Genomic DNA, 22,517 nt, shown 5'->3' with positions numbered 1-22,517 from the left:
TTCCCGATTCTGGAATCCCTCACACCCGCCCCGAGTCAATCCGCCGCACCGCACCACATCTGTGCATGCCCTAGCGCCTTCGCGGGGACGACCAAGGTGGGGTCAGCTCAATACAGCGGGAACCTGGTCGGCTCGCCGCCCAGATCCGACGGCGGGTTAAGCGGCTGGCGATCGATCGGCCGATTGAGGTTTTCCCGCGCGAAGTCCGGGTACCCGAACGGCGACGGGAAGGCGTAGTCCTGGAACTTGCGGTCGCCCGGCAGCACCTCGGTGCCGGCATCGAGCCAGGAGCGGGTGGTCACGAAGACGCGGGTGCGCGGTCCCTGCTGGTAGGAACGGTTGGGCCCCTGGCCTCCGTAAGTGACCCGGCCGTCGCGGTCATACCGGAGCTGGTCCTGACGCCGGCTCTGGGCATCGGCAGGGCTGGCGAGGAGACCGGCCACGGCCGCGGCGGTGGCAAAAAATACCGCGAGCTTGGTCGCAGCAGGAAATTTGGCAGTCATTTCATCCTCGTCACTGTGCCCGCACGCGGGGCTGGCAGATCGCCCATCTGATTTGGCCATATTGTAGCCTTGGCGCAACGGTCGCAACTAGGTCAAATGCGCCACACCCGCGCGCAATAATGCCGCGGGAAGCGCAAAAGTTTCATGAAAACCAGTGCCTTGCCGCGATAACGCCATCATCGAAGGCGCCGCAACCGATGGCCGGCCGGCCTCTGAGTGATTACATAGCGTCACGGCGCGAGGCGGCCGGACCAGCAAAGCGCTACGACTAACGTTGTCTTAACGGCGTTTCTCGCATAGAAGCGCTGCGCTTCCTGATCCGCCAGACTGCGCGGGCGAGCATTTTTCCTCGGAGAATGAACGATGGGTTACAAAGTCGCGGTGGTGGGTGCGACCGGTAATGTCGGGCGGGAAATGCTCGGCATTCTGGACGAGCGCAAATTCCCGGCTGACGAGGTGGTCGCGCTGGCCTCGCGCCGCAGCGTCGGCGTCGACGTCTCCTATGGCGATCGGACCCTGAAGGTCAAAGCGCTCGAGCACTACGACTTCTCCGATGTCGACATCTGCCTGATGTCGGCGGGCGGGGCGGTGTCGAAGGAATGGTCGCCGAAGATCGGAGCCGCCGGCGCGGTCGTGATCGACAATTCCTCGGCCTGGCGCATGGATCCGGATGTGCCGCTGATCGTGCCGGAAGTGAATGCGGACGCGGCGGCGGGCTTCACCAAGAAGAACATCATCGCCAATCCGAACTGCTCGACCGCGCAGCTCGTGGTGGCGCTGAAGCCCCTGCACGACAAGGCGACGATCAAGCGCGTCGTGGTCTCGACCTATCAATCGGTCTCGGGCGCCGGCAAGGACGCGATGGACGAATTGTTCTCACAGACCAAGGCCGTCTACACCAATGACGAGCTGATCAACAAGAAATTCCCCAAGCGCATCGCCTTCAACGTCATCCCGCACATCGACGTGTTCATGGAGGACGGCTACACCAAGGAAGAGTGGAAGATGATGGCGGAGACCAAGAAGATTCTTGATCCCAAGATCAAGCTCTCCGCGACCTGCGTGCGCGTGCCGGTCTTCGTCGGCCATTCGGAAGCCGTCAACATCGAGTTCGAGAACCCGATCTCGGCGGATGAGGCGCGCAACATCCTGCGCAATGCGCCGGGCTGTCTCGTCATCGACAAGCAGGAGCCCGGCGGCTACGTCACGCCCTATGAGGCGGCGGGCGAGGACGCCACCTATATCAGCCGCATCCGCGAGGACGCGACGGTGGAGAACGGGCTCGTGCTGTGGTGCGTGTCGGACAATCTGCGCAAGGGCGCCGCGCTGAATGCGGTGCAGATCGCCGAATGCCTGATCAACCGCAAGTTGCTCATCGCCAAGAAGAAGGCGGCCTGAGAATAGCGGTGAATCGTGAATGACCGGGGAGCCGGAATCGATGACCGACGAGCCGGTTCCCTATCGACCTGATCCCAGGCTGAAACGCGTTGAGACCGTCTTCGAAAGCCTGATCTTCAACAGCCGCTGGCTGATGGCGCCGTTCTATTTCGGTCTCGTCGTCAGCCTCGCCGTGCTGCTCTACAAATTCGTCGCACTGCTGTGGGAGTTCATCCTGCACGTGCCCTACGCCAAGGAATCCGACATCATCCTTGGCGTGCTCAGTCTGATCGACGTGTCGCTGACCGGCAATCTGATCCTGATCGTGGTGTTCTCGGGCTATGAGAACTTCGTTTCCCGGATCGATCCCGCCGGCCATCCGGACTGGCCGGAATGGATGACCAAGGTCGATTTCGGCGGCCTGAAGCAGAAGCTGCTGTCCTCGATCGTGGCGATCTCGGCGATCCAGGTGCTGAAGGCCTTCCTGAACATTGATGCGATCTTCGACGCGCAGAAGCTCGGATGGCTGGTTGGCATCCACCTGGTGTTCGTGATCTCGACCCTGATCCTGGCGTTGTCGGACCGCTGGGGCGCCGGCCACGGGGCGGATTAGGTTGATTGGCGAATAGGGAGTAGCGAATAGCGAGTGGAATTACACTACTCGCTACCCGCCATTCGCGCACTCACGAATTCCTTCGTCGTCCGGTCGAGCACGAACAGCGAGCCTTCGGCGACGCCGAAATAGGCGCCGTGCAGGTTCGTCTCGCCCTTCTGCACCCGCTCGCGCACGAACGGGAACGTCATCAGGTTCTCCAGCGAGCGGAACACCGCGGCTTTCTCGATCCGGATGGTGAAATCCTGCATCGTCTCATGCTCGCGCTGCTCGACGATCTCGCCGGGCTTGATGAACATCTGCATCCATTTGCCGATGAAGTCGCCGGGCGACAGCGGCTGGATTTTATCGATAAAGGCGCGGATGCCGCCGCATTGGGCATGGCCGAGCACGACGATGTGCTTCACCTTGAGCACGCTGACGGCATATTCCAGCGCCGCCGAGACGCCGTGGGCGCCGCTGTCGGGCTGGTAGACCGGAACCAGGTTGGCGACGTTGCGCACCACGAACAATTCACCCGGCCCAGCGTCGAAGATCACTTCCGGCGAGACGCGGGAATCGCAGCAGCCGATCACCATCACTTCGGGTGACTGGCCGCGCACGGACAATTCGCGGTAGCGGGATTGTTCCGTGGGCAGCCGTTGCGTGGCGAAAGCCCGGTAGCCGTCGAGCAGATTTTTCGGGAAGAGCTCCATGCCCTTGCCTAACCACAAGCCGATGACCGGAACAAGGCTTTCGGAGCGATGGCCGAAATGATAGGCGGGATGGAAACGACCGAAAGGAAACGACCATGACCCGTCCGCGCCGCAGCCTGTTGTTTATGCCCGGATCCAACGCGCGGGCGCTGGAGAAAGCGCGCAACCTGCCGGCCGACGGTATCATCCTCGACCTCGAGGATTCGGTGGCGCCGGACGCCAAGGGCCTGGCGCGGGACCAGATTGCTGCGGCTGTGGCGGCCAAGGGCTTCGGCAAGCGCGAGGTGCTGGTCCGGATCAACGGCCTCGACACGCCGTGGTGGGTCGACGACATCGGCATGGCCGGCAAGGCGCAGCCCGACGGCATCCTGGTTCCCAAGGTCTCCAGCGTCGACGACCTCAATGCGATTGCCGACCGCCTGAGCGACATCAACGCGCCTGCCTCGATCCGGGTCTGGGCCATGATCGAGACCGCGCGTGCGGTGCTGCATGCCGAGGAACTCGCCGCGGCCTCAAAGGATTCCGAGACCCGGCTTGCGGGTTTCGTGTTCGGCCCGAACGACATTTCGCGGGAGACGCGGATCAAGATGCAGCCGGGCCGTGCGATCATGATTCCGATGATCACCCATTGCATCCTGGCGACGCGCGCGCACGGATTGGAGATCCTCGACGGTCCCTATAGCGATTTCGCCAATGTCGATGGCTTTGCCGCCGAATGCGCACAAGCGCGCGATCTCGGTTTCGACGGCAAGACACTGATCCATCCGGGCCAGATCGAAGCCTGCAACGCGATCTTCACCCCGCCGGCGGAAGAAGTCGCGGAAGCCCGCAAGATCCTCGCCGCGTTCGACAAGCCGGAGAATGCCTCGCGCGGCGCGATCCAGATCGACGGCCGCATGGTGGAGCGACTCCACGCCGAGATGGCGCGCCGCACGATCGCAATCGCAGATGCGATCGCGGCAATGAAGGGTTGAGACGACGGGTTAGCGAAATTTTTCCGCCGCCCACGCGTAGAGACTGCCCGGGATCGGCGCCTCGCGGCCGCGGCCTTTCGGCGAGATGTGCAGGCCGATGACGTCGGGGTTGCCGAGCAGTTTCGAGAAGTCGCGCGGTTCGAAGAACAATTTCGGCTCGGCGTGCACGGCGTAAAATGACTGCTTCGGCAGGGCGTATTGCAACTCCCCTGCGCGGCGGGCGAGCGCGGTGAGCGCCGGCGGGCCGTAGAGCGAGATCCGGATGTCGGAAAGACGGTCGGAAACGCCGCGCAGGCGTCGCAGCGCGAAGACGAGGCGATGACGAAGCGCGAGCCACTCCGGCGTCAGCTCCTCCTGCTTCATCAATCCTTCGAAGGCGCGCACGATCGGATCGTCCGGTGGCAGATAAAGCACGGAGTTGCCGAGCTGGCGCGGCCGCTCCCACGCAAAGTAAGGCTTGGCCGGATCGATCTCGATCGGCTTCAGCAGCAGCACATCGGCATCGAGCCAAACGCCGGCGCGCTCAGTCATCAGCCGCATGCGGAAGAAATCGCTGAACTGCAGGATGGTCCAGCCGTGCCAGTTCCCGTCCGGCCCCGGCGGGCGCAGTTTCTCGGAGAACGCATGCGGCAGGATTGCCTCGGCCTCCGCATTGCCGACGCCGTCGGGCAGGCCGGGCAGCGGATCGAAACTGTAGACGGTGACCTTGTGGCCGGCGGCGACCTGCGAACGCAGGCAGGTCAGCCGCAGCCGGTCGAGCGGACCGTGCCAGAAGCTAACGACGTCCGGACGCATGCGCCGTCCCTCTAGAGCATGATCCGGAGCGGAAAGATCAGGCCCAGGCGCGCTCGCGGCTGGCCTTCGCCTCGTAGTCGTCGATCGACGACTTCTTCTCCATCGTCAGCCCGATATCGTCGAGACCGTTGATCAGGCAGTGCTTGCGGAACGGGTCGATCTCGAACTTCACGGCGCCGCCGTCGGGACCGCGGATTTCCTGGTTCGCCAAGTCGATCGTCAGCGTCGCATTGGCGCCGCGCTCAGCGTCGTCGAACAGCTTGTCGAGGTCTTCCTGGGCAACGCGGATCGGCAGGATGCCGTTCTTGAAGCAGTTATTGTAGAAGATGTCGCCGAACGAGGTCGAGATCACACAGCGGATGCCGAAATCGAGCAGCGCCCAAGGTGCGTGCTCGCGGCTCGAGCCGCAGCCGAAATTGTCGCCGGCGACCAGGACCTTGGCATTGCGATAGGCCGGCTTGTTCAGCACGAAGTCGGGATTTTCGCTGCCATCGTCCTTGTAGCGTTGCTCCGAGAAGAGCCCCTTGCCAAGGCCGGTGCGCTTGATGGTCTTCAGGTACTGCTTGGGGATGATCATGTCGGTGTCGACATTGATGATCTTCAATGGCGCCGCGACGCCTTCCAGCTTGGTAAATTTTTCCATCGATCGCACTTCCCGGTTCAAGGTGGGATAGGGGTTATCTATCTCGAAAAACCCCCTGAAAAAAGGCCAATTTACGCAATCCTAGCCTGCGGCAGCCTCGATCGCCTCCATATCGGCGTCCGAAAGGCCGAAATGGTGGCCGATCTCATGGACGAGGACGTGGCGGACGATGTGGCCCAGCGTCTCCTCGTGCTCGGCCCAATAGTCGAGGATCGGGCGGCGGTAGAGCCAGATCATGTTGGGCAAATGCGGGATGTCGCCATGGCTCTGGTGCGGCAGACCTATGCCCTGGAACAGGCCGAGCAGGTCGAATTCGCTTTCGCAGCCCATCTCGTCCATGACTTCGTCGGTCGGGAAATCGTCGACGCGGATAATCACGCCTTCGCAAAGGCTGCGAAAACGCTGGGGCAGGCGCTCGAAAACGTCATGCGCCATGACCTCCATTTCGGCGAGCGACGGCGCTTTGGCTGTGGTCCACATGGCGCCTGTTTAGCGCGAGTTTCGCACAGGGCGCCAGCGCTGTTGACCTTGTCGCGGCAATCGGAGACCGTACGGCCCGCGAACAGGACTTTGGGTGGGCGTGATGCGGCGGATCGTGATGGGAATGCTACTGGCGGCTTTGGCGGGAGCCTCGCTGCCGGTCGCGAGCGCGCAGGCGCAAACGGCGCCATCGGCCAGGGCTGCTGTGCAGGCGACTACGCCCACCATCTCCGAGACCTCCGCGCAACGTCGGCGGCCGCTGCGACGGATTCCGATCTACCGCCAGGATCACTGGGAACCGGATGTCATTCCGCGCTACAATCCGGGCCCGAACGCCGTGCGCGATTGCACTGCCCACTATGTGCAGGAATACCGGCCGAGCGGGACCGTGATCACACCGCGCATGCACTGCTACTGGCGTCCCGGTTAGCTTCCCGCTGGAGCGTGATGACTTTCTTCGAATCGTCATCCCGCTCTAGCTCTTTGTTTGAGCATGATCTTTTTCGGAAAACCGGTCTCCACTTTTCCGGATCATGCTCTAGCCGCATCGCCAATCGCCAATACCGCGGGCGGCCAGAATTCCTGACTTTGTCAGGGAACTGAAACGCGCAGTCCTGCGTTCACGTCCGCGGCGCAGATTCATTCCCTCCACATTCACGTCGTCCGCTTCTGCTTGCGACCTGCGTCGCGGCAGCCTCACTCGATTCGAATCGATGGTTGCAGACGTGATATCCGAGGACGTTCGGGAGAACAAAAAATGAAAGTGACAAAACTTCTGGGGCGGTTGCCGCCGGTTCACTGCTTGCTCTTGCCGTGCCGGGCGAGCATGCTCACGCGCTCTCGCTGAACAGCCCCGGTGCTGCTGCGGCGGTTCAGGATGCTCCGAAGCAGATGTCGGGGACGACCGAAGTGCGCTGGCAGCCCCGCCGCCATCACCGTTGGCACCGCCCGCATCCTCGCCGCCACTGGCGCCGCTAACAGGCACGCGGCATTCAACGCAGAGCGCACAGGCCCGTTAGCAACGGGCCTGTTTTGATTTTGGCCGCGAAATCGGCATGATGGCTTCCTTATCGCCCGCCCGATTGCTTCAAGGAGTTCTGTCATGAAAAGTTGGATCGGTATCGCGCTCGTCGTAGGTGTATTGGCATTGGCATCAACGCCGTCGCTGACGACGAGGGCAGCAGCGCAGCAGCGGATCGTCACGGAAACGGCCGACACAGGCAAAGCCACGGATCTCAGCGCGCGCCGCTACAGGCCATACTACCGAAACGTTGATCGGTCCTATGCGGGCTTCTATTACAGGCCCTATCAGCCTTACGTTCGCACCTACACGGAGCCTTACTACTTCCGACCATATCCATATGACAGGCTGGTCCCGTACGCATTCGGCTTCCGGCATGACCCGTGGTGGTGGTGAAGACGGAAAGCCTCCCAGCAGAAGGCGACCGCGTCGCACGCTTCGTATTATGGGGTGTTCACTTCGTTATCTCTGACGTCGTGACAGGGGCGGCCGAACATGCGCGACGACACGCCGCTGACGCGGCGCAATCATCGTTGGGCACGTAGCAGCGAACCGCAGGAGATGTGGAGGCCCGGGGTCAAGCCCGGGCGTGACAAGTCAGTCGCGAAATCGACCTCTCGAATTGGTGCGGTGCATCAGTCCCAGTCCCTGAACTTCCAGGACTTCAGCTTCCACGGCGTCAGATTCTCCACCCGCCATTGCGCCCAGCGGTCCGGCGGCCAGTGGCTGAGGCGCGAGGTCTCTTTCGCCTGCGGCATTGGATCGATCACGCGCGGCATGGTTCGGCGCCGGCTCTGGCGCGTCGCCTCGCTGATCATATCGACATATTCGCGCTTGTCGGCCATGCCGGCTCCTTGCGAAACGATGCATTCGCAAGGAGCAAGTTTGCGCCTCGTCGCTTAACGAGGCGTTTCCGGGATCGATCGAGGTTGAACGAAGGCGGCTAGCGCCAGTCCCTCACGTCGACGAAGTGGCCGGCGATTGCCGCGGCGGCCGCCATTGCCGGCGACACCAGATGGGTGCGGCCCTTGAAGCCCTGTCGTCCCTCGAAGTTGCGGTTCGAGGTAGAGGCGCAGCGCTCTTCCGGCTTCAGCTTGTCCGGGTTCATGGCAAGGCACATCGAGCAGCCCGGCTCGCGCCACTCAAAGCCGGCCTTGATGAAGATCTTGTCGAGACCTTCCGCCTCCGCCTGCTCCTTCACGATGCCGGAGCCCGGCACGATCATCGCGTTGACGTTGGCATTCACCGTCTTGCCTTCGGCGATCTTGGCCGCGGCGCGCAGATCCTCGATGCGGCCGTTGGTGCAGGAGCCGATGAAGACGCGGTCGAGCTTGATGTCGGTGATCTTCGTGCCCGCTGTCAGACCCATATATTTCAGCGCGCGATGCTTGGAGAGACGCTTGGCCTCGTCCGCGATCTTGTCGGGATCTGGCACGAAACCGGTAACCGAGATGACATCCTCCGGCGAGGTGCCCCAGGTCACGATCGGCGGCAGCTTCGCTGCGTCCAGCCGGAGTTCGTGATCGAAATGCGCGCCCTCGTCGGAACGCAGCGTCTCCCAATAGCGCAGCGCCGCATCCCAGGCCTCGGCCTTCGGTGCCTTCGGACGACCGCGCAGGAAGTCGAACGCCTTCTCGTCGGGCGCGACCAGGCCGGCGCGCGCGCCGCCTTCGATCGACATGTTGCAGACGGTCATGCGGCCTTCCATCGACAGTGCGCGGATCGCCTCGCCGGCATATTCCAGCACGTAGCCGGTGCCGCCGGCGGTGCCGATCTCGCCGATGATGGCGAGGATGATGTCCTTGCCGGTCACGCCTTCGGGCAATTTGCCGTCGACGGTGACGCGCATGTTCTTGGCTTTCTTCTGGATCAGCGTCTGCGTCGCGAGCACATGCTCGACTTCGGACGTGCCGATGCCGTGCGCGAGTGCGCCGAACGCGCCATGCGTCGAGGTGTGGCTGTCACCGCAGACGATGGTGGTGCCGGGCAGCGTGAAGCCCTGCTCGGGGCCGATGACGTGGACGATGCCCTGGCGCTTGTCGAACTCGTTGTAATATTCGATGCCGAATTCCTTGGCGTTCTCGGCCAGCGCCTTGATCTGCTCGATGCTTTCAGGGTCGGGGTTTGGCTTGGTGCGGTCGGTGGTCGGCACGTTATGGTCGACGACGGCCAGCGTCTTTTGCGGCGCGTGGACCTTGCGGCCAGCGGTGCGCAGGCCTTCGAACGCCTGCGGCGAGGTGACTTCGTGCACCAGATGGCGGTCGATATAGATCAGGCAGGTGCCGTCTTCGGCTTCGTGCACCAGATGGTCGTTCCAGATCTTGTCATACAGGGTGGTCGGTTTGGACATGAGCATCAGCTCCAGCGATGTTGTGATAGCGGATCGGCGCGGTTAAGCGCCGGGGCAAACGAAGGGACGGCGCAGCATCAAGCTGCGCGCGTAAGCTCCGACGTCGCCGAGGTCGCAAAGCGCCCGAAGAACCGGCCAGGCAGCCGCGAGCGATCGTCGATCACGACGCGCTTGATGGGCTCGATGCTGGTCTGATCTGGAACCATTCTACAAATATATAGCAGGCCAATCCGGAATCGCGAGTGCTTTCAACGCGCGTCAGGATGCGCCATATGCGCGAGTACGTGACCTTCACCCTGAGGAACGCGCCACCGGCGGGGCTTCATCCTTCGAGACGCGCGTTCCGCGCTCCTCAGGATGAGGGGTGACGCCAGCATCCGCTGTGACGGCGGTAACAAAAAAAGCGCGGGGACCGGCCCCGCGCTCTTGGTCGCATCCGAGTTGGTCGGATCGAATTACTCGTTGACCGCGGCGGCGCGATCCTGCTTGTCCTGCTTCTCGACGATGCGGGCCGATTTGCCGCGCAGGCCGCGCAGATAATAAAGCTTGGCGCGACGCACCTTGCCGCGGCGCACCACCTTGATCGAGTCGATCATCGGCGACATTACCGGGAAGACGCGCTCCACGCCCTCGCCATAGGAGATCTTGCGCACCGTGAAGCTCTCGTTGAGGCCGGAGCCCGAACGGCCGATGCAAACGCCTTCATAGGCCTGCACGCGGGTGCGGTCGCCTTCGACCACCTTGACGTTGACGATCACGGTGTCGCCGGGCGCGAATTCCGGGATCTGCTTGGTCGCAGCGAGCTTGTCGTACTGCTCTTTTTCGAGCTGCTGGATGAGGTTCATTGAAATCTCCATCGGAGGCGCGCCCAGCACCGACGCGGGCTGCGCAAGAATTCGGTCTATCCTGATTGCGGATTTGGGCGCTCGTATAAGGCAAAGCGGAGGCTTTGTCACCCGTCTGTCGTGTTTTTTGTGCCGTGCCGCGCGGCCCACAAGTCCGGCCGCCTGGCCTGGGTCAGAGCCTCGGATTGGGCCTGCCGCCAAGCTGCAACCTTGGCATGATCGCCCGACGTGAGGATTTCCGGGATCGGCCGGCCCTCGAACTCCTGCGGGCGGGTAAATTGAGGGTATTCCAGTAGTCCTTCGGAGAAGCTTTCGTCTTCCCCGGAGGCCTGTTTGCCCATCACCCCCGGCAACAGCCGCACGCAGGCGTCGATCAGGGCCATGGCGGCGATTTCTCCGCCCGAGAGCACATAATCCCCGATCGAGACCTCCTGGAGCCCGCGCGCCTCGATTACCCGCTCATCGACTCCCTCGAAACGGCCGCAGACGATGAGGGGACCTGGGCCGGACGCGAGTTCCGCAACCAGGGACTGGGTCAGTGGCCGACCGCGCGGGCTCATTAAGAGCCGTGGCCGGTTCGGCGCGATCTCGGTGGCATCGATGGCGGCGGCCAGGATGTCGGCACGGAGCACCATGCCCGGCCCGCCGCCGGCGGGGGTGTCGTCCACGCTGCGGTGCCTGTCGATCGCAGAATCCCTGATGTCCCGCGTTTCCAGAGCCCATAGCCCGGAGGCGAGTGCCCTGCCGGCAAGGCTGACGCCGAGCGGCCCGGGAAACATCTCCGGGAACAGGGTCAGGACGGTGGAGCGCCATATGGTCAGATCGGTCATCGGGTTCCGTTCGGGTGCCGCAGCCGTGAGGTCGAGATCTTGACCTGGTGGAGGTCATTCGTCGTCCCGGCGAAGGCCGGGACCCATAACCACAGAAACCTATGGTGTGCTTAGCGGGAGCACCAGCGAACGCAACGACGGACAGCCGTGGTTATGGGTCCCCGCCTTCGCGGGGACGACCTTGGGATGAATCTTCGCCCTCAATCTCTTCAGGCAATTCGACGATCACCCGTCCGCCAGCGAGGTCGACAGTCGGCACGACCGCATTGGTGAATGGCAGCAGCATTGTCGCGCCCTGCGGTGGGGCGATCTCGATGATGTCGCCGGCGCCGAAATTATGGATCGCAACGACCTTGCCAAGCGGCTGGTCGGCGGTCGTGACAGCGGCAAGGCCGATCAGGTCGGCGTGGTAGTATTCGTCGTCGTCCGTTTCGGGCAATCGTTCGCGCGGAACGTAGAGCTCGAGCCCGTTCAGCCGCTCGGCCTCTTCGCGCGTAGATACGTCCTTGAACGTCGCGACCAGATGATCCTTCGCCTCGCGGACATGCGCGACCTCGAACTGGCGAGTGCCGTCCTTGGTCGTCAGCGGGCCGTAATGCTTCACGGCCAGCGGGTCTTCGGTGAAGGTCCAAAGCTTAACGGCGCCGCGCACGCCATGCGCAGCGCCGATCCGAGCGACGCAAACCGGTGTGGACACCGTGGTGCGCCGAAAAGCTTACGCCTTCGCGGCGGCTTCGGCCTGGGCCTTCCGCTCCTTGCGCGGCACGGCCTTTTCCGGGTTGTTGCGCGGCGCGCGCTTCACGACGCCGGCCGCATCGAGGAAGCGGGTGACGCGGTCCGACGGCTGCGCGCCCTTGGCGAGCCAGGCCTTCACCTTGTCCATGTCGAGCTTCAGGCGCGCCTCGCTGTCCTTCGGCAGCAGCGGATTGAAGTGGCCGAGCCGCTCGATGAAGCGGCCGTCGCGCGGAAAGCGCGAGTCGGCGACGACGACGTGATAGACCGGACGCTTCTTGGTGCCGGCGCGCGCAAGACGGATAACGACAGACATTTAGTTCTCCTGATGAATGGTTTGATTTGGATGTTGATGAATTAGCCCGTCATTCCGGGTTCGCCGCCGCGCGGCGCCCTGGAATGACGAACGGAGAAAGATTGCTCATTATTTCTTCTTCCCCGGAAAGCCGCCGAGGCCCGGCAGTGTCGGCTTGCCGCTGAGGCCGGTGAGCCCTGGCACGTTCGGCAGGCCCTGGCGCAGCCCGACGGGGAGTTCCTTCGGCAGGTTTGGCAGGCCGCCACCGGGCGCGCCCTGCATCTTCTCGGCCAACGCCTTCATCTCTTCCGGCGAAGGTGGCTTCATGCCGCCGCCAAAACCCATCGCCTGCGCGATGCCGGCGAGCGGGCCGCGTTTGCCCGAACCCATGGCCTTCATCATGTCGGACATGTTCCGGTGCATCTTGAGCAGCTTGTTGACCTGCTCGACGTTCTGCCCTGCGCCCGCGGCGATGCGCTTCTTGCGGCTGGCCTTGAGGATGTCCGGGTTCTTGCGCTCCTGCCGCGTCATCGAATCGATGATCGCGACCTGGCGCTTCAGGATCTTGTCGTCGATCCCGGCGGCGGCGATCTGGTTCTTCATCTTCGCAATGCCGGGCATCATGCCCATCAGGCCGCTGATGCCGCCCATGTTCGCCATCTGCATGAGCTGCTCGCGCATGTCGTTGAGGTCGAACTGGCCCTTGCGCATCCGCTCGGCGGTGCGCGCGGCCTTCTCGGCATCGATGTTGGCGGCGGCACGCTCGACCAGCGACACCACGTCGCCCATGCCGAGGATGCGGCCGGCGATGCGGCTCGGATGGAAGTCTTCCAGCGCATCGGTCTTTTCGCCGGTGCCGATCAGCTTGATCGGCTTGCCGGTCACCGCGCGCATCGACAGTGCGGCGCCGCCGCGGCCATCGCCGTCGACCCGCGTCAGCACGATGCCGGTCAGCCCGACGCGCTGGTCGAACGAGCGCGCGAGATTGACCGCGTCCTGGCCGGTCAGGGAGTCCGCGACCAGGAGCACTTCATGCGGATTGGTGGCGGCTTTGATCTCGGCCGCCTCTTGCATCATCTCTTCGTCGAGCGTGGTGCGGCCGGCGGTGTCGAGCAGCACGACGTCATAGCCGCCGAGCTTGCCGGCCTCGATCGCACGCCGCGCGATCTGCGGCGGCTTCTGGCCGGCGACGATCGGCAGCGTCGGGATGTCGAGGTCGCGGCCGAGCACGGCCAATTGCTCCATCGCCGCCGGACGATAGACGTCGAGCGAAGCCATCAGCACCTTGCGCTTGTCGCGCTGGACCATGCGGCGGGCGAGCTTTGCAGTGGTGGTCGTCTTACCGGAACCCTGCAGGCCGACCATCATGATCGGAACCGGCGGCACCGTGTTGAGGTCGATGGTCTGGCCGTCGGAACCGAGCGTGGCGACCAGCTCGTCATGGACGATCTTGACCACCATCTGGCCTGGCGTGACCGACTTGACGACGGTGGCGCCGACCGCCTGCTCGCGCACGCGCTCGGTGAAACTCCTGACAACCTCGAGCGCGACGTCGGCCTCGAGCAGCGCGCGGCGCACTTCGCGCATCGCGGCGTCGACATCCTTTTCGGTGAGCGCACCGCGCCCTGTCAGCCGATCAAGGATGCCACCAAGCTTTTCCGACAGATTGTCGAACAATGCCGTTGTCCTTTGCCTGTTACAGGCGCTGCCTTAGACTCTTTAGTCCGTCATACCCCGCGAAGGCGGGGTATCCAGTACGCCGGGACCTCGCATCAAAACGAACGCGGCCGGCTACTGCATCACCCGCCTTCGCGGGTGATGACCACCTAGGTGTCCCGACGCAGAACGCCAAGACGATCTGCCAAAAGACGGTCTTCCAAACACTTTCGCGCCCGAGGGCGCACAGCGCTGTCGGGCGTTGGCCTCCGGTCTCGAGGGGCCGGTCGGCGGGTCGAAAAGAACGATCTTTCCGAGAAAGTGGCGGCGTTAAACCCCCACCGAGGCCGAAAGTCAAGGAAAAGTCGGGTGAGGTGATCCGAATTGAACCCGTAAAGACATGAAAGTACTTATGTTTCGGTCATCGGTTCCAATTTATGTACTCACCGCCATATAAATTCCCACGTCACTACCCGTGATACAGGCCCGTGCCCATCACCCGTCGCCGCATTTTTGGACTGCTCGCCGGTACTGCCGCCGTAGTGGGCGTGCCGTCTGCTTGGATTGACCGCATGAAGACCTATGACGGCCCCGTCTCCGATCATTTCGATGGCTTGCGCTTCTTCGATCCTCACGGCGCGCCGCCCAAGAAACTGGCTGAGGTGCTGCGCTGGCAGTTCGACGGCGAGCGGAAGCGCGTGACCTGGCCGGACTGGGTGCCAAGTCCTCACGCCGATACGCCGCCGCCGCGGGTCGAGGGCGACAAGGTGCGGCTGTCCTTTGTCGGCCATGTGAGCTGGCTGATCCAGGCCGCCGGTCTCAATATATTGGTCGACCCGGTGTGGTCGATGCGGGCCTCGCCGTTCTCCTGGGCGGGGCCGAAGCGGCGGAATGATCCCGGCATCGCTTTCGAGGCACTGCCCGAGATCGATGTCGTGCTGGTATCTCACGGCCATTACGATCATCTCGATATCGCGACGCTGTCGAAGCTGGCGGCGAAGTTCTCGCCGCGCGTGATCACGCCGCTCGGCAACGACGTCACCATGCGCGAGGCGGATCGCGCGATCAAAGCCGAAGCGTTCGACTGGCAGGATCGTGTCGAGCTTGGCAACGGCCTCGCCGTGACGCTGGTGCCGACCCGGCACTGGTCGGCGCGCGGGCTGCTCGACCGCAACAAGGCGCTGTGGGCGAGCTTCGTGCTGGAGACGCCGGTCGGCAAACTCTACATCGTCTGCGATTCCGGCTATGGCGATGGCGGCCATTTTCGCCGTGTCGCCGAGGCGCACGGCCCGCTGCGCCTCGCGATCCTGCCGATCGGCGCCTATGAGCCGCGCTGGTTCATGCGCGACCAGCACATGAATCCGGAAGATGCGGTGAAGGCGCTGGCCGATTGCGGCGCCGCGCAGGCCCTGGCGCATCACCATGGCACCTTCCAGCTCACCGATGAGGCCATCGATGCGCCGGTGATCGCGCTTGGCGAGGCGCTGGACCAGGCGGAAGTGCCGCGCGATAAATTCGCGGTGCTGAAGCCGGGACAGGTGTTCGAGATCTAACGTCGTCCCGGCCGAGCCCGGGACGACAGCCTCATCTGTTCGGCTTGCTCATTGCTTCGGCTTGATCGCCCAGGACACGTTCACTGAGACCGACAGCGTCTCCTCGCCCGGCGCGACGGGAGCTGATGCCGCCATTGGCGCGGCCATCTTGCCGCGGAAGAGGGGCGTCGGCGGTCCGCCTTCCGTGACGCTGAGTGCATCGCCAAGCGTGACGCCGGCCGCCCTGGCGTAGATTTCCGCCTTGCGACGCGCGTCGGCGACGGCCTTTTCGCGTGCGTCATCGAGCAGTTTTGACGCCTGCGAGACCAAGAAGCCGATACCGCCGATCTCATTGGCGCCGGCGCCAACCAGGACATCGATCAGGCCCGCGATCTTGGTGATGTCGCGCACCTTGATGATCACGCGATTGGTGGCGCGATAGCCGGAAATCGTTGCCGGCCCCGGCCGGCTTTGGGTCGTGGGATATTGCGGCTGCAGCGACAATCGCGAGGTCTGGTAGTCCTTCTCATCGATGCCGGCGCCTTTCAGTGCCAGCAGCACCTTGCCCATTGCGGCGTTGTTGATGTCGGACGCCTCGCGCGCGGTCTTGGCTTCCGAGGTTACGCCGGCGTCGATCTCGGCCTGGTCGGGCGCTGCCGAGATAGTGGCTTCGCCGTTGACGGAAATCGCAGGAGGCGGGACCGTCTGCGCCAGGGCAGGCGATGCCGCCAGCGCCAGCGCCGCGAGGGCAACGAGCTGTTTCATTCGCTTCACTTCACTTCAGTTCACTTCAGGGGGACGTAGACGTTGATCACCAGCTTGTCTTCCGCCGTCTTCAGCGGATCGGTGGTGTATTCCTCGATAAAGGTGTCTTTTGCTTCGAGTTTCTTGTCGTCGAGGTGATTGGTGATCGCCTCGTAGGTGTTGTCCATATTGTCGTAGGAGCCGCGGTGGACGAACTTCAAGGCTTTGCCGTCAGGCGAGTTGCCCATGCTCATGTTCTTGCCGAGGTTCTTCACCTCCTGGTCGACAGGGATTTCTGCGATGAAGGTGAAGCCGGTGTCGTCGGTCGAGGTGTAGACGATCATCGCATTGCCTGTCGGCTTGATGTTCTGCTTCTCAAGCAGCGCCGTCAGCGCCTTCAGCGAATCGGTCAGGGAGTCGAACGCCGAGTCCCAGTTGGCGTTGCCCTTCACCATGACAACCTTCTTCGGCTCCAGCGTGAACTCCTCGCCGAAGGGGTCGGCCGTCTGCACCGGCGCGGAGGCCGGGGGCGTCGGACTCTGGGCAGTTGAAGGGGCGTCGGCCGGCGATTTGGTCTCGGCCGGCGGCGGCGCGGGAGTGGGGGCGGGCGCAGGCGACACCGGCGCGGCCGAAGGCGCCGGCGAAGGCGAGGCGGCTGGAGCCGGCGCTTGCGCCAGCGCCACGCTGCCCCAGGCAATAGCGATTATCGGGACCAATGCGACCAATGCGCCGCGGAAACCATTGAATCGAATCATCTTGATATTCTCCATCCCCATCCCGAGCGGCCGCCTTTTTGTCCCGGCTGACGTCCGCAAGGCGCGATAGTCCTAACACGCAAGTTCCGCTTTCGTCCCATGACACTTGTGCCATGGGCGGCCGCGGGTGCGGAATGAATAGCGTCGTTTCGCGACATCATTCCGCTGCATCTTTCTGTCTGAGCGGGATCTTTTTCGGAAATGGACGCCGCTTTGCACGGGGCGCCACCTTCCGGGTCCGGACCATGCTCTGGCCAATTCGGCGTCATTCGCCATATAAGGCAGGCATAAATTGGGAAATTCCATGAGCGCGCTCGCCAACCACGCATTCGCCAAGATGAACGGTATCGGCAACGAGATCGTCGTGGTCGACATGCGTGATTCGAAGGCTCAGGTAGCGCCGGAGGACGCCCGCGCGGTGGCCGGTGCGGCCGGCGTGCCCTACGACCAGCTCATGGTGCTGCAGCCGCCGCGGCTGCAGGGGACGGAAGCCTTTATCAAGATCTACAACAATGATGGCTCGGAAGCCGGCGCCTGCGGCAATGGCATGCGCTGCGTGGTGCGCCGTGTGTTCGAGAAGACCGGGCAGACCGCCGCCACCTTCGAGACCCGGGCGGGGCTGCTCAATTGCTGGCAGGGCCCGGCGCCCGATCTCTACACCGTCGACATGGGCACGCCGAAATTCGGCTGGCAGGACATTCCGCTGGCCGAGGAGTTTCGCGACACCCGTTATATCGAATTGCAGATCGGACCGATCGATGCGCCGATCCTGCATTCGCCCTCGGTCGTCAGCATGGGCAATCCGCACGCGATCTTCTGGGTGGAAGACGTCAACGCCTATGACCTTTCCCGCTTCGGGCCGCTTCTGGAAAATCATCCGATCTTTCCGGAGCGCGCCAACATCACGCTCGCCCATATCGTCGATGCCGACCACATCACGATCCGGACCTGGGAACGCGGGGCGGGCCTGACCAAGGCGTGCGGCTCGGCCGCCTGCGCGACCGCGGTGGCGGCGGCGCGGCTGAAGCGCGCCAGTCGTACCGTCGAGATCACGCTGCCCGGAGGCAAGCTCAATATCGAATGGCGCGAGCGCGACGACCACGTGCTGATGACGGGGACGGCGACCTTCGAATATGAAGGCCGCTTCGATCCTGCGCTGTTCGCCAGCGCCAGCGTCACCTGAGATGACCGTCGACGTCATCACCTTCGGCTGTCGCCTGAATGCGTTCGAATCGGAGCTGATCCGGCACGAGGCTGACAATGCCGGCCTTGCCGACACCATCGTCATCAATAGCTGCGCGGTTACCAATGAGGCGGTGGCGCAGGCGCGCCAATCGATCCGCCGGTTGAAGCGCGAGCGCCCCGAAGCGCGCATCGTCGTCACCGGCTGCGCGGCGCAGACCCAAGCGCAGATGTTCGCTGACATGGCGGAAGTCGATCGCGTCATCGGCAATGATGAGAAGACGCGAAGCGCAGCCTGGCACGATGCACGCGCCGTGTTCGATGCGGGCCTTAGTGTGGCGGCGAGCGAGAAGATCGCAGTCGCCGATATCATGGCGGTCAGGGAAATGGCGCCGCATCTGCTGGAACGTTTTCAGAAGGGCCTGCCGCGGGTGTTCGTGCAGGTGCAGAACGGCTGCGACCATCGCTGCACCTTCTGCATCATCCCGTTCGGCCGCGGCAATTCGCGTTCGGTACCGATGGGCGCGGTGGTCGATCAGGTGCGTGCGCTGGTCGAACGCGGCCATGTCGAGATCGTACTGACGGGCGTTGACCTCACCAGCTATGGCGCCGATCTGCCGGGCACGCCCAAGTTGGGCACATTGACGCGGCAGATCCTGAAGCACGTGCCGGAGTTGCAGCGCCTGCGCATTTCCTCGATCGACTCCATCGAGGCCGATCGCGATCTGCTCGACGTGATCGGCAACGATGACAGGCTGATGCCGCATCTGCATCTGTCGCTGCAGTCCGGTGACGATCTGATCCTGAAGCGGATGAAGCGGCGGCACTCGCGTCAGGACGCGATTGCGTTCTGCGCGCAGGTGCGGCGGCTGCGGCCGGATATGGCGTTCGGCGCCGACATCATCGCGGGCTTTCCGACCGAGACGGAAGACATGTTTGCGCGCTCGCAGGATCTGGTCGCGGAATGCGACCTGACTTTCCTGCACGTGTTTCCGTATTCCAAGCGCCCGGGCACACCGGCCGCCCGAATGCCGCAGGTGGCAGGCGGAGAGATCAAGGAACGTGCGCGACGACTGCGCGCCGTGGGCGACGCGGCGTTGCGCAAGCGGCTCGCCGCCGAAATCGGCGCGACGCGTCAGGTCCTGATCGAGAGTGACAAACAGGGCCGCACGGAGCACTTCCTGCCGGTCGCGATCAGTGGCGAAACGCCGGGCGCGGTGCGGGCGCTTGCGATCAGTGGTAATGATGGTGCGCGGCTTCTTCCTTCTCCCCTTGTGGGAGAAGGTGGCGTGGACGCAGTCCACGCCGGATGAGGGGTTGTCTCCGCGGGCGCCGGTGTTTGTGGATAGAACCCCTCACCCTGGTGAGTTCGCTGCCCGCTGCGGAGCTGCCCTCTCCCACAAGGGGCGAGGGCGCATCAACTGGCGCCGCGATCGTGTTGTTCTCTTACTCTACTCCCCATTCCAGCCGCACGCCCGCAGCCGCTCGTGCATGTGCGCCGGCGCCGGCGCGACTACTCGCACCGGGTCCTTGTTCTTCGAGATCGGGATCACCAATTCGCGCGAGTGCAGATGCAGGCGCGGCTCGCCGAAGCGCGGGCCGTTGCCGTAGATGTTGTCGCCAAAGATCGGCCAGCCCATGGCGGAAGCGTGCACGCGCAATTGATGGGTGCGGCCGGTGACCGGTTCCATCGCGAGCCAGGCAAGACCGTCGCCGCGGCCGAGCACCTTCCAGTTTGTCACGGCCTTTTGACCTTCCGGGTCCGGCTTCTGCCACCAGCCGCGTTCGGCGTTCTTGCGGCCGAGCGGCAGATCGATCGTGCCTTGCTCTTCGGCAGGTCCGCCTTCGACCACGGCCCAATATGTCTTTGATATCTTGCCGTGCTTGAACAACAGGCCGAGCGAGGCGGTCGCCTTGCGATGTCGCCCAAGGACGAGGCAGCCCGAGGTGTCCCGGTCCAGCCGATGGGCGAGCACCGGCGGCCGCGGCAGGCCGAAACGCAGCGCGTCGAACGAGGCTTCCAGGTTGGGGCCGCCTTTTGGGCCACGATGCACCGGAATTCCGGCCGGTTTGTCGATCACCAGCATCAGGCCGTCGCGATGGAGCACGCGGGCCTCGATTTCCGCCGGCGTCAATTGTGGAACATCGTTCACGCGTCGAGACTTTCGTTTGCGGGGCGAAACGGCTAACACACCCGTGCCATGAACGATACCACTGCACCCAAACTGAGCTGGTGGAAGCGGCTCTCCAACGGGCTGAAGCGGACCTCGAGTTCGATCGGCACTGCCGTTGCAGGCCTCGTCACCAAGCGCAAGCTCGACCGCGCCATGCTCGATGATATCGAGGATGTGCTGCTGCGCGCCGATCTCGGCACCGATGTCGCCGTGCGCATCGCGGACGCTGTCGGCGCCGGTCGCTACGACAAGGAGATCTCGGCCGACGAGGTCAAGGCCGTGGTCGCAACCGAGGTCGAGAAGGTGCTGGCGCCGGTGGCCCAGCCGCTCGAGATCGATGCGGCGAAAAAACCATTCGTCGTCCTCGTGGTCGGCGTCAACGGCTCCGGCAAGACCACGACCATCGGCAAGCTCGCGGCGAAGTTTTCCGCCGAAGGCCGCAAGGTGATGCTGGCCGCCGGTGACACCTTCCGGGCCGCCGCGATCGAGCAGCTCAAGATCTGGGGCGAACGGACCAAATCTCCCGTCATCGCCGGCGCGCAGGGGTCGGATTCCGCAAGCCTCGCCTTCAATGCGCTCAGCGCGGCCAAGGAGCAGAAGCTCGACGTGCTGCTGATCGATACCGCCGGCCGGCTGCAGAACAAAGCCGAATTGATGAACGAGCTCGAAAAGGTGGTGCGCGTGATCCGGAAGGTCGATGCCACGGCGCCGCATGCGGTGCTCCTGGTCCTCGACGCCACGGTGGGACAAAATGCGCTGTCGCAGGTCGAGGCCTTTCACCGTACTGCTGGCGTCACCGGCCTCGTGATGACGAAACTGGACGGCACCGCACGGGGCGGCATTCTGGTGGCGCTGTCGGAGAAGCATAAATTGCCGGTGCATTTCATCGGCGTCGGCGAAGGCGTCGATGATCTTGCCCCCTTCACCGCGCGCGATTTCGCCAGGGCGATCGCAGGGATCGAGTAATGGACAAGAAAGCACCGCATCCTCTGTTCAAGCTCGCAACCGAGCTTGGTCCGCTGCTCATCTTCTTCTTCGTCAATGCCAAGTCGAACCTGTTCATCGCCACCGGCGTATTCATGGTGGCCGTGGTGATTGCGATCATCGCGGCTTACCTCGTGACGCGGCATGTGCCCTTGATGGCGATCGTCACGGCGGTGGTTGTCGTCGTGTTCGGCACGCTGACGCTGATCCTGCACGATGAGACCTTCATCAAGATGAAGCCGACCATCGTCTACACGCTGTTCGCCGCGATTTTGGGCGGCGGCCTGCTGTTCGGCCGTTCCTTCATCGCGATCATGTTCGACCAGATGTTCAACCTCACCCCGCATGGCTGGCGCATCCTCACCTTCCGCTGGGCATTGTGGTTCCTGGCGATGGCCGTGGTGAACGAGATCGTCTGGCGCACCCAGACCACCGATTTCTGGGTCACCTTCAAGGTGTTCGGCATGGTGCCGCTGACGATGCTGTTTGCCGTCACCCAGATGCCACTGATCAAGCGCTACCAGCTCGAGCCGGTCTCACTGGAGCGGAGCGAGGCGGAGGCCGGGGACGTGAGTAAGGGATAATCCCGCCCTCGTCATTCCGGGGCGTGCCAACGGGTCCGCGCGAAGCGCGGCCCGATGACAGGCTCCGCACGAGCCCGGAATCCATCGGGCGGCAGGCGCAAGTGGTGGAATGGATTCCGGGTTCATCGTCGCGCGATGCCCCGGAATGACGGAGGGAATTACGTTCCCGCTCTTAGCGCCTTCTCGATCTCGACCTTGAGCACGCTGTCGAAATTCTGCGGCGTCACCGGTCCGACCATCTTGTAGACGATGGTGCCCTCGCGGCCGACGATGAAGGTCTCGGGCACGCCATAGACGCCCCATTCGATCGAGGCGCGGCCGTTGGCGTCGACGCCGACGATGCTGAACGGATTGCCGTAGCGGCCGAGGAAGCGGCGGGCGTTGTCGGGCGCATCCTTGTAGTTGATGCCGACGAGCTGCAGCCGGTTGTCCTTGGCGAGCTCGGTCAAGAGCGGCGCTTCGTCATGGCACGGCACGCACCAGGACGCCCAGACATTGACGAGGCTGACCTTGCCCTTGAAGGCGGCGGGATCGAGTCCGGGCACCTGCGCGCCATCTCTGGTCAACCCTTCGAGCGCGGGCAGCGCGGTTTGCGGCGCCGGCCGGCCGATCAGTGCCGATGGAATCCTCGAGGGATCGCCGCCATAGAGCCGCAGCAGGAATAGCGCGGCGAGGGCGGCAAAGACCACCAGCGGCAGCGCCACCAGCCAGCGCCGGCTCCGCGGCGCGGTTTCGGCAATGGGTTTGCTCATG

26 protein-coding genes are annotated in these 22,517 nt (G+C 63.7%); 10 read left to right on the top strand and 16 right to left on the bottom strand.

The genetic code is table 11. The features are described from left to right. Positions 1 to 107: 107 nt before the first annotated feature. The gene (locus ACZXDY_RS15385; protein WP_208829815.1) at positions 108 to 503 is read right to left on the bottom strand and encodes a hypothetical protein; all 396 of its coding nucleotides are present in this window, start codon (positions 501 to 503) and stop codon (positions 108 to 110) included. 363 nt (positions 504 to 866) lie between these two features. Between ACZXDY_RS15385 and ACZXDY_RS15380 the strand changes: the two genes are divergently transcribed. Together ACZXDY_RS15380 and ACZXDY_RS15375 are read left to right on the top strand one after the other, a co-directional pair. After that, positions 867 to 1,901 carry an aspartate-semialdehyde dehydrogenase gene (locus tag ACZXDY_RS15380; RefSeq protein WP_028165139.1) on the top strand — a complete coding sequence of 345 codons (1,035 nt, stop codon included), beginning with the start codon at positions 867 to 869 and terminating at the stop codon, positions 1,899 to 1,901. A gap of 40 nt (positions 1,902 to 1,941) precedes the next feature. Further along, positions 1,942 to 2,493 (top strand): TIGR00645 family protein, encoded by a 552-nt coding sequence (locus ACZXDY_RS15375; protein ID WP_028165138.1) that lies wholly within the window; start codon positions 1,942 to 1,944, stop codon positions 2,491 to 2,493. Between the two features lie 44 nt (positions 2,494 to 2,537). Here ACZXDY_RS15375 and ACZXDY_RS15370 read toward each other — a convergent pair whose 3' ends face one another. After that, complete coding sequence (locus ACZXDY_RS15370) at positions 2,538 to 3,188, bottom strand: carbonic anhydrase (protein WP_028165137.1); 651 nt, start codon at positions 3,186 to 3,188, stop codon at positions 2,538 to 2,540. 95 nt (positions 3,189 to 3,283) lie between these two features. On the opposite strand from ACZXDY_RS15370, the gene ACZXDY_RS15365 reads away from it, so the two are divergent. Then, positions 3,284 to 4,162, top strand: a complete 879-nt coding sequence (locus tag ACZXDY_RS15365; protein WP_456645296.1) for an HpcH/HpaI aldolase/citrate lyase family protein — start codon at positions 3,284 to 3,286, stop codon at positions 4,160 to 4,162. A gap of 9 nt (positions 4,163 to 4,171) precedes the next feature. Here ACZXDY_RS15365 and ACZXDY_RS15360 read toward each other — a convergent pair whose 3' ends face one another. The 3 genes from ACZXDY_RS15360 to ACZXDY_RS15350 form a co-directional block, all read right to left on the bottom strand. Continuing rightward, positions 4,172 to 4,957, bottom strand: a complete 786-nt coding sequence (locus ACZXDY_RS15360; protein WP_464346055.1) for a glycosyltransferase family 32 protein — start codon at positions 4,955 to 4,957, stop codon at positions 4,172 to 4,174. Positions 4,958 to 4,994: 37 nt separating this feature from the next. After that, the gene (leuD, locus tag ACZXDY_RS15355; RefSeq protein WP_208829809.1) at positions 4,995 to 5,600 is read right to left on the bottom strand and encodes a 3-isopropylmalate dehydratase small subunit; all 606 of its coding nucleotides are present in this window, start codon (positions 5,598 to 5,600) and stop codon (positions 4,995 to 4,997) included. 81 nt (positions 5,601 to 5,681) lie between these two features. Then, on the bottom strand, positions 5,682 to 6,080 hold the full coding sequence (locus ACZXDY_RS15350) for a metallopeptidase family protein (RefSeq protein WP_028165133.1): 399 nt from the start codon (positions 6,078 to 6,080) through the stop codon (positions 5,682 to 5,684). Positions 6,081 to 6,183: 103 nt separating this feature from the next. On the opposite strand from ACZXDY_RS15350, the gene ACZXDY_RS15345 reads away from it, so the two are divergent. Beyond that, positions 6,184 to 6,510, top strand: coding sequence for a hypothetical protein (locus ACZXDY_RS15345; protein WP_028165132.1), 327 nt, complete (start codon positions 6,184 to 6,186; stop codon positions 6,508 to 6,510). 672 nt (positions 6,511 to 7,182) lie between these two features. After that, positions 7,183 to 7,497: a hypothetical protein gene (locus ACZXDY_RS15340; RefSeq protein ID WP_130229086.1), complete on the top strand. Its 315-nt coding sequence runs from the start codon at positions 7,183 to 7,185 to the stop codon at positions 7,495 to 7,497. Between the two features lie 239 nt (positions 7,498 to 7,736). Here ACZXDY_RS15340 and ACZXDY_RS15335 read toward each other — a convergent pair whose 3' ends face one another. The 7 genes from ACZXDY_RS15335 to ffh all read right to left on the bottom strand — a co-directional run bounded on the left by ACZXDY_RS15335 (position 7,737) and on the right by ffh (position 13,830). Beyond that, the gene (locus tag ACZXDY_RS15335; RefSeq protein ID WP_028166208.1) at positions 7,737 to 7,946 is read right to left on the bottom strand and encodes a hypothetical protein; all 210 of its coding nucleotides are present in this window, start codon (positions 7,944 to 7,946) and stop codon (positions 7,737 to 7,739) included. A gap of 98 nt (positions 7,947 to 8,044) precedes the next feature. Continuing rightward, the gene (gene leuC, locus ACZXDY_RS15330; protein ID WP_464346054.1) at positions 8,045 to 9,451 is read right to left on the bottom strand and encodes a 3-isopropylmalate dehydratase large subunit; all 1,407 of its coding nucleotides are present in this window, start codon (positions 9,449 to 9,451) and stop codon (positions 8,045 to 8,047) included. A gap of 455 nt (positions 9,452 to 9,906) precedes the next feature. Continuing rightward, entirely contained in the window at positions 9,907 to 10,296 is a 390-nt protein-coding gene (rplS, locus tag ACZXDY_RS15325) for a 50S ribosomal protein L19 (protein ID WP_028166210.1), read from the bottom strand. Between the two features lie 107 nt (positions 10,297 to 10,403). Continuing rightward, positions 10,404 to 11,126 (bottom strand): tRNA (guanosine(37)-N1)-methyltransferase TrmD, encoded by a 723-nt coding sequence (gene trmD, locus ACZXDY_RS15320; RefSeq protein ID WP_464346053.1) that lies wholly within the window; start codon positions 11,124 to 11,126, stop codon positions 10,404 to 10,406. A gap of 151 nt (positions 11,127 to 11,277) precedes the next feature. Continuing rightward, entirely contained in the window at positions 11,278 to 11,823 is a 546-nt protein-coding gene (gene rimM, locus ACZXDY_RS15315; protein ID WP_464346052.1) for a ribosome maturation factor RimM, read from the bottom strand. Positions 11,824 to 11,841: 18 nt separating this feature from the next. After that, a complete protein-coding gene (rpsP, locus tag ACZXDY_RS15310; RefSeq protein ID WP_130229090.1) occupies positions 11,842 to 12,174 on the bottom strand; it encodes a 30S ribosomal protein S16 in 333 nt (110 codons plus the stop codon). A 108-nt stretch (positions 12,175 to 12,282) separates the two neighbouring features. Next, positions 12,283 to 13,830, bottom strand: a complete 1,548-nt coding sequence (gene ffh / locus ACZXDY_RS15305; RefSeq protein WP_464346051.1) for a signal recognition particle protein — start codon at positions 13,828 to 13,830, stop codon at positions 12,283 to 12,285. 467 nt (positions 13,831 to 14,297) lie between these two features. On the opposite strand from ffh, the gene ACZXDY_RS15300 reads away from it, so the two are divergent. Then, positions 14,298 to 15,362 carry an MBL fold metallo-hydrolase gene (locus tag ACZXDY_RS15300; RefSeq protein ID WP_028166215.1) on the top strand — a complete coding sequence of 355 codons (1,065 nt, stop codon included), beginning with the start codon at positions 14,298 to 14,300 and terminating at the stop codon, positions 15,360 to 15,362. Between the two features lie 48 nt (positions 15,363 to 15,410). On the opposite strand, the gene ACZXDY_RS15295 is transcribed toward ACZXDY_RS15300, so the two are convergent. Next, positions 15,411 to 16,106, bottom strand: a complete 696-nt coding sequence (locus tag ACZXDY_RS15295) for an SIMPL domain-containing protein (RefSeq protein WP_028166216.1) — start codon at positions 16,104 to 16,106, stop codon at positions 15,411 to 15,413. A 20-nt stretch (positions 16,107 to 16,126) separates the two neighbouring features. Then, the gene (locus tag ACZXDY_RS15290) at positions 16,127 to 16,840 is read right to left on the bottom strand and encodes a GyrI-like domain-containing protein (protein WP_464346050.1); all 714 of its coding nucleotides are present in this window, start codon (positions 16,838 to 16,840) and stop codon (positions 16,127 to 16,129) included. 304 nt (positions 16,841 to 17,144) lie between these two features. Between ACZXDY_RS15290 and dapF the strand changes: the two genes are divergently transcribed. Then, positions 17,145 to 18,023: a diaminopimelate epimerase gene (gene dapF, locus ACZXDY_RS15285; protein ID WP_028166218.1), complete on the top strand. Its 879-nt coding sequence runs from the start codon at positions 17,145 to 17,147 to the stop codon at positions 18,021 to 18,023. Position 18,024: 1 nt separating this feature from the next. Then, entirely contained in the window at positions 18,025 to 19,335 is a 1,311-nt protein-coding gene (gene mtaB / locus ACZXDY_RS15280) for a tRNA (N(6)-L-threonylcarbamoyladenosine(37)-C(2))-methylthiotransferase MtaB (protein ID WP_464346049.1), read from the top strand. Positions 19,336 to 19,473: 138 nt separating this feature from the next. Here the strand turns inward: mtaB and ACZXDY_RS15275 are convergent, their stop codons facing one another. Next, a complete protein-coding gene (locus ACZXDY_RS15275) occupies positions 19,474 to 20,175 on the bottom strand; it encodes an RluA family pseudouridine synthase (RefSeq protein WP_464346048.1) in 702 nt (233 codons plus the stop codon). Positions 20,176 to 20,223: 48 nt separating this feature from the next. Here ACZXDY_RS15275 and ftsY point away from each other — a divergent pair, with 48 nt between their 5' ends. Together ftsY and ACZXDY_RS15265 are read left to right on the top strand one after the other, a co-directional pair. Beyond that, positions 20,224 to 21,162 carry a signal recognition particle-docking protein FtsY gene (ftsY, locus tag ACZXDY_RS15270; protein WP_464346047.1) on the top strand — a complete coding sequence of 313 codons (939 nt, stop codon included), beginning with the start codon at positions 20,224 to 20,226 and terminating at the stop codon, positions 21,160 to 21,162. Further along, the gene (locus tag ACZXDY_RS15265) at positions 21,162 to 21,764 is read left to right on the top strand and encodes a septation protein A (protein WP_028166221.1); all 603 of its coding nucleotides are present in this window, start codon (positions 21,162 to 21,164) and stop codon (positions 21,762 to 21,764) included. The genes ftsY and ACZXDY_RS15265 overlap by 1 nt, the downstream gene beginning before the upstream one ends. 158 nt (positions 21,765 to 21,922) lie before the next feature. Here ACZXDY_RS15265 and ACZXDY_RS15260 read toward each other — a convergent pair whose 3' ends face one another. Then, a complete protein-coding gene (locus ACZXDY_RS15260) occupies positions 21,923 to 22,516 on the bottom strand; it encodes a DsbE family thiol:disulfide interchange protein (protein ID WP_464346046.1) in 594 nt (197 codons plus the stop codon). Position 22,517 lies beyond the last annotated feature (1 nt).

It is taken from the genome of Bradyrhizobium sp. LeoB3, from assembly GCF_055456055.1.
This window is presented reverse-complemented; position numbering and strand designations above follow the sequence as displayed.

Excerpts from the sequence above, each read along its gene's own strand:
- dapF (WP_028166218.1), top strand. The coding sequence starts at position 17,145 with ATGAGCGCGCTCGCCAACCACGCATTCGCCAAGATGAACGGTATCGGC.
- ACZXDY_RS15260 (WP_464346046.1), bottom strand. The coding sequence starts at position 22,516 with ATGAGCAAACCCATTGCCGAAACCGCGCCGCGGAGCCGGCGCTGGCTG.
- ACZXDY_RS15335 (WP_028166208.1), bottom strand. The coding sequence starts at position 7,946 with ATGGCCGACAAGCGCGAATATGTCGATATGATCAGCGAGGCGACGCGC.
- ACZXDY_RS15295 (WP_028166216.1), bottom strand. The coding sequence starts at position 16,106 with ATGAAACAGCTCGTTGCCCTCGCGGCGCTGGCGCTGGCGGCATCGCCT.
- leuC (WP_464346054.1), bottom strand. The coding sequence starts at position 9,451 with ATGTCCAAACCGACCACCCTGTATGACAAGATCTGGAACGACCATCTG.
- rplS (WP_028166210.1), bottom strand. The coding sequence starts at position 10,296 with ATGAACCTCATCCAGCAGCTCGAAAAAGAGCAGTACGACAAGCTCGCT.
- ACZXDY_RS15370 (WP_028165137.1), bottom strand. The coding sequence starts at position 3,188 with ATGGAGCTCTTCCCGAAAAATCTGCTCGACGGCTACCGGGCTTTCGCC.
- ACZXDY_RS15340 (WP_130229086.1), top strand. The coding sequence starts at position 7,183 with ATGAAAAGTTGGATCGGTATCGCGCTCGTCGTAGGTGTATTGGCATTG.
- rpsP (WP_130229090.1), bottom strand. The coding sequence starts at position 12,174 with ATGTCTGTCGTTATCCGTCTTGCGCGCGCCGGCACCAAGAAGCGTCCG.
- ACZXDY_RS15375 (WP_028165138.1), top strand. The coding sequence starts at position 1,942 with ATGACCGACGAGCCGGTTCCCTATCGACCTGATCCCAGGCTGAAACGC.
- ACZXDY_RS15350 (WP_028165133.1), bottom strand. The coding sequence starts at position 6,080 with ATGTGGACCACAGCCAAAGCGCCGTCGCTCGCCGAAATGGAGGTCATG.
- ACZXDY_RS15265 (WP_028166221.1), top strand. The coding sequence starts at position 21,162 with ATGGACAAGAAAGCACCGCATCCTCTGTTCAAGCTCGCAACCGAGCTT.
- ACZXDY_RS15290 (WP_464346050.1), bottom strand. The coding sequence starts at position 16,840 with ATGATTCGATTCAATGGTTTCCGCGGCGCATTGGTCGCATTGGTCCCG.
- ACZXDY_RS15380 (WP_028165139.1), top strand. The coding sequence starts at position 867 with ATGGGTTACAAAGTCGCGGTGGTGGGTGCGACCGGTAATGTCGGGCGG.
- ACZXDY_RS15365 (WP_456645296.1), top strand. The coding sequence starts at position 3,284 with ATGACCCGTCCGCGCCGCAGCCTGTTGTTTATGCCCGGATCCAACGCG.
- ftsY (WP_464346047.1), top strand. The coding sequence starts at position 20,224 with ATGAACGATACCACTGCACCCAAACTGAGCTGGTGGAAGCGGCTCTCC.
- trmD (WP_464346053.1), bottom strand. The coding sequence starts at position 11,126 with ATGACCGATCTGACCATATGGCGCTCCACCGTCCTGACCCTGTTCCCG.
- ACZXDY_RS15345 (WP_028165132.1), top strand. The coding sequence starts at position 6,184 with ATGCGGCGGATCGTGATGGGAATGCTACTGGCGGCTTTGGCGGGAGCC.
- ACZXDY_RS15385 (WP_208829815.1), bottom strand. The coding sequence starts at position 503 with ATGACTGCCAAATTTCCTGCTGCGACCAAGCTCGCGGTATTTTTTGCC.
- ACZXDY_RS15360 (WP_464346055.1), bottom strand. The coding sequence starts at position 4,957 with ATGCGTCCGGACGTCGTTAGCTTCTGGCACGGTCCGCTCGACCGGCTG.
- mtaB (WP_464346049.1), top strand. The coding sequence starts at position 18,025 with ATGACCGTCGACGTCATCACCTTCGGCTGTCGCCTGAATGCGTTCGAA.
- leuD (WP_208829809.1), bottom strand. The coding sequence starts at position 5,600 with ATGGAAAAATTTACCAAGCTGGAAGGCGTCGCGGCGCCATTGAAGATC.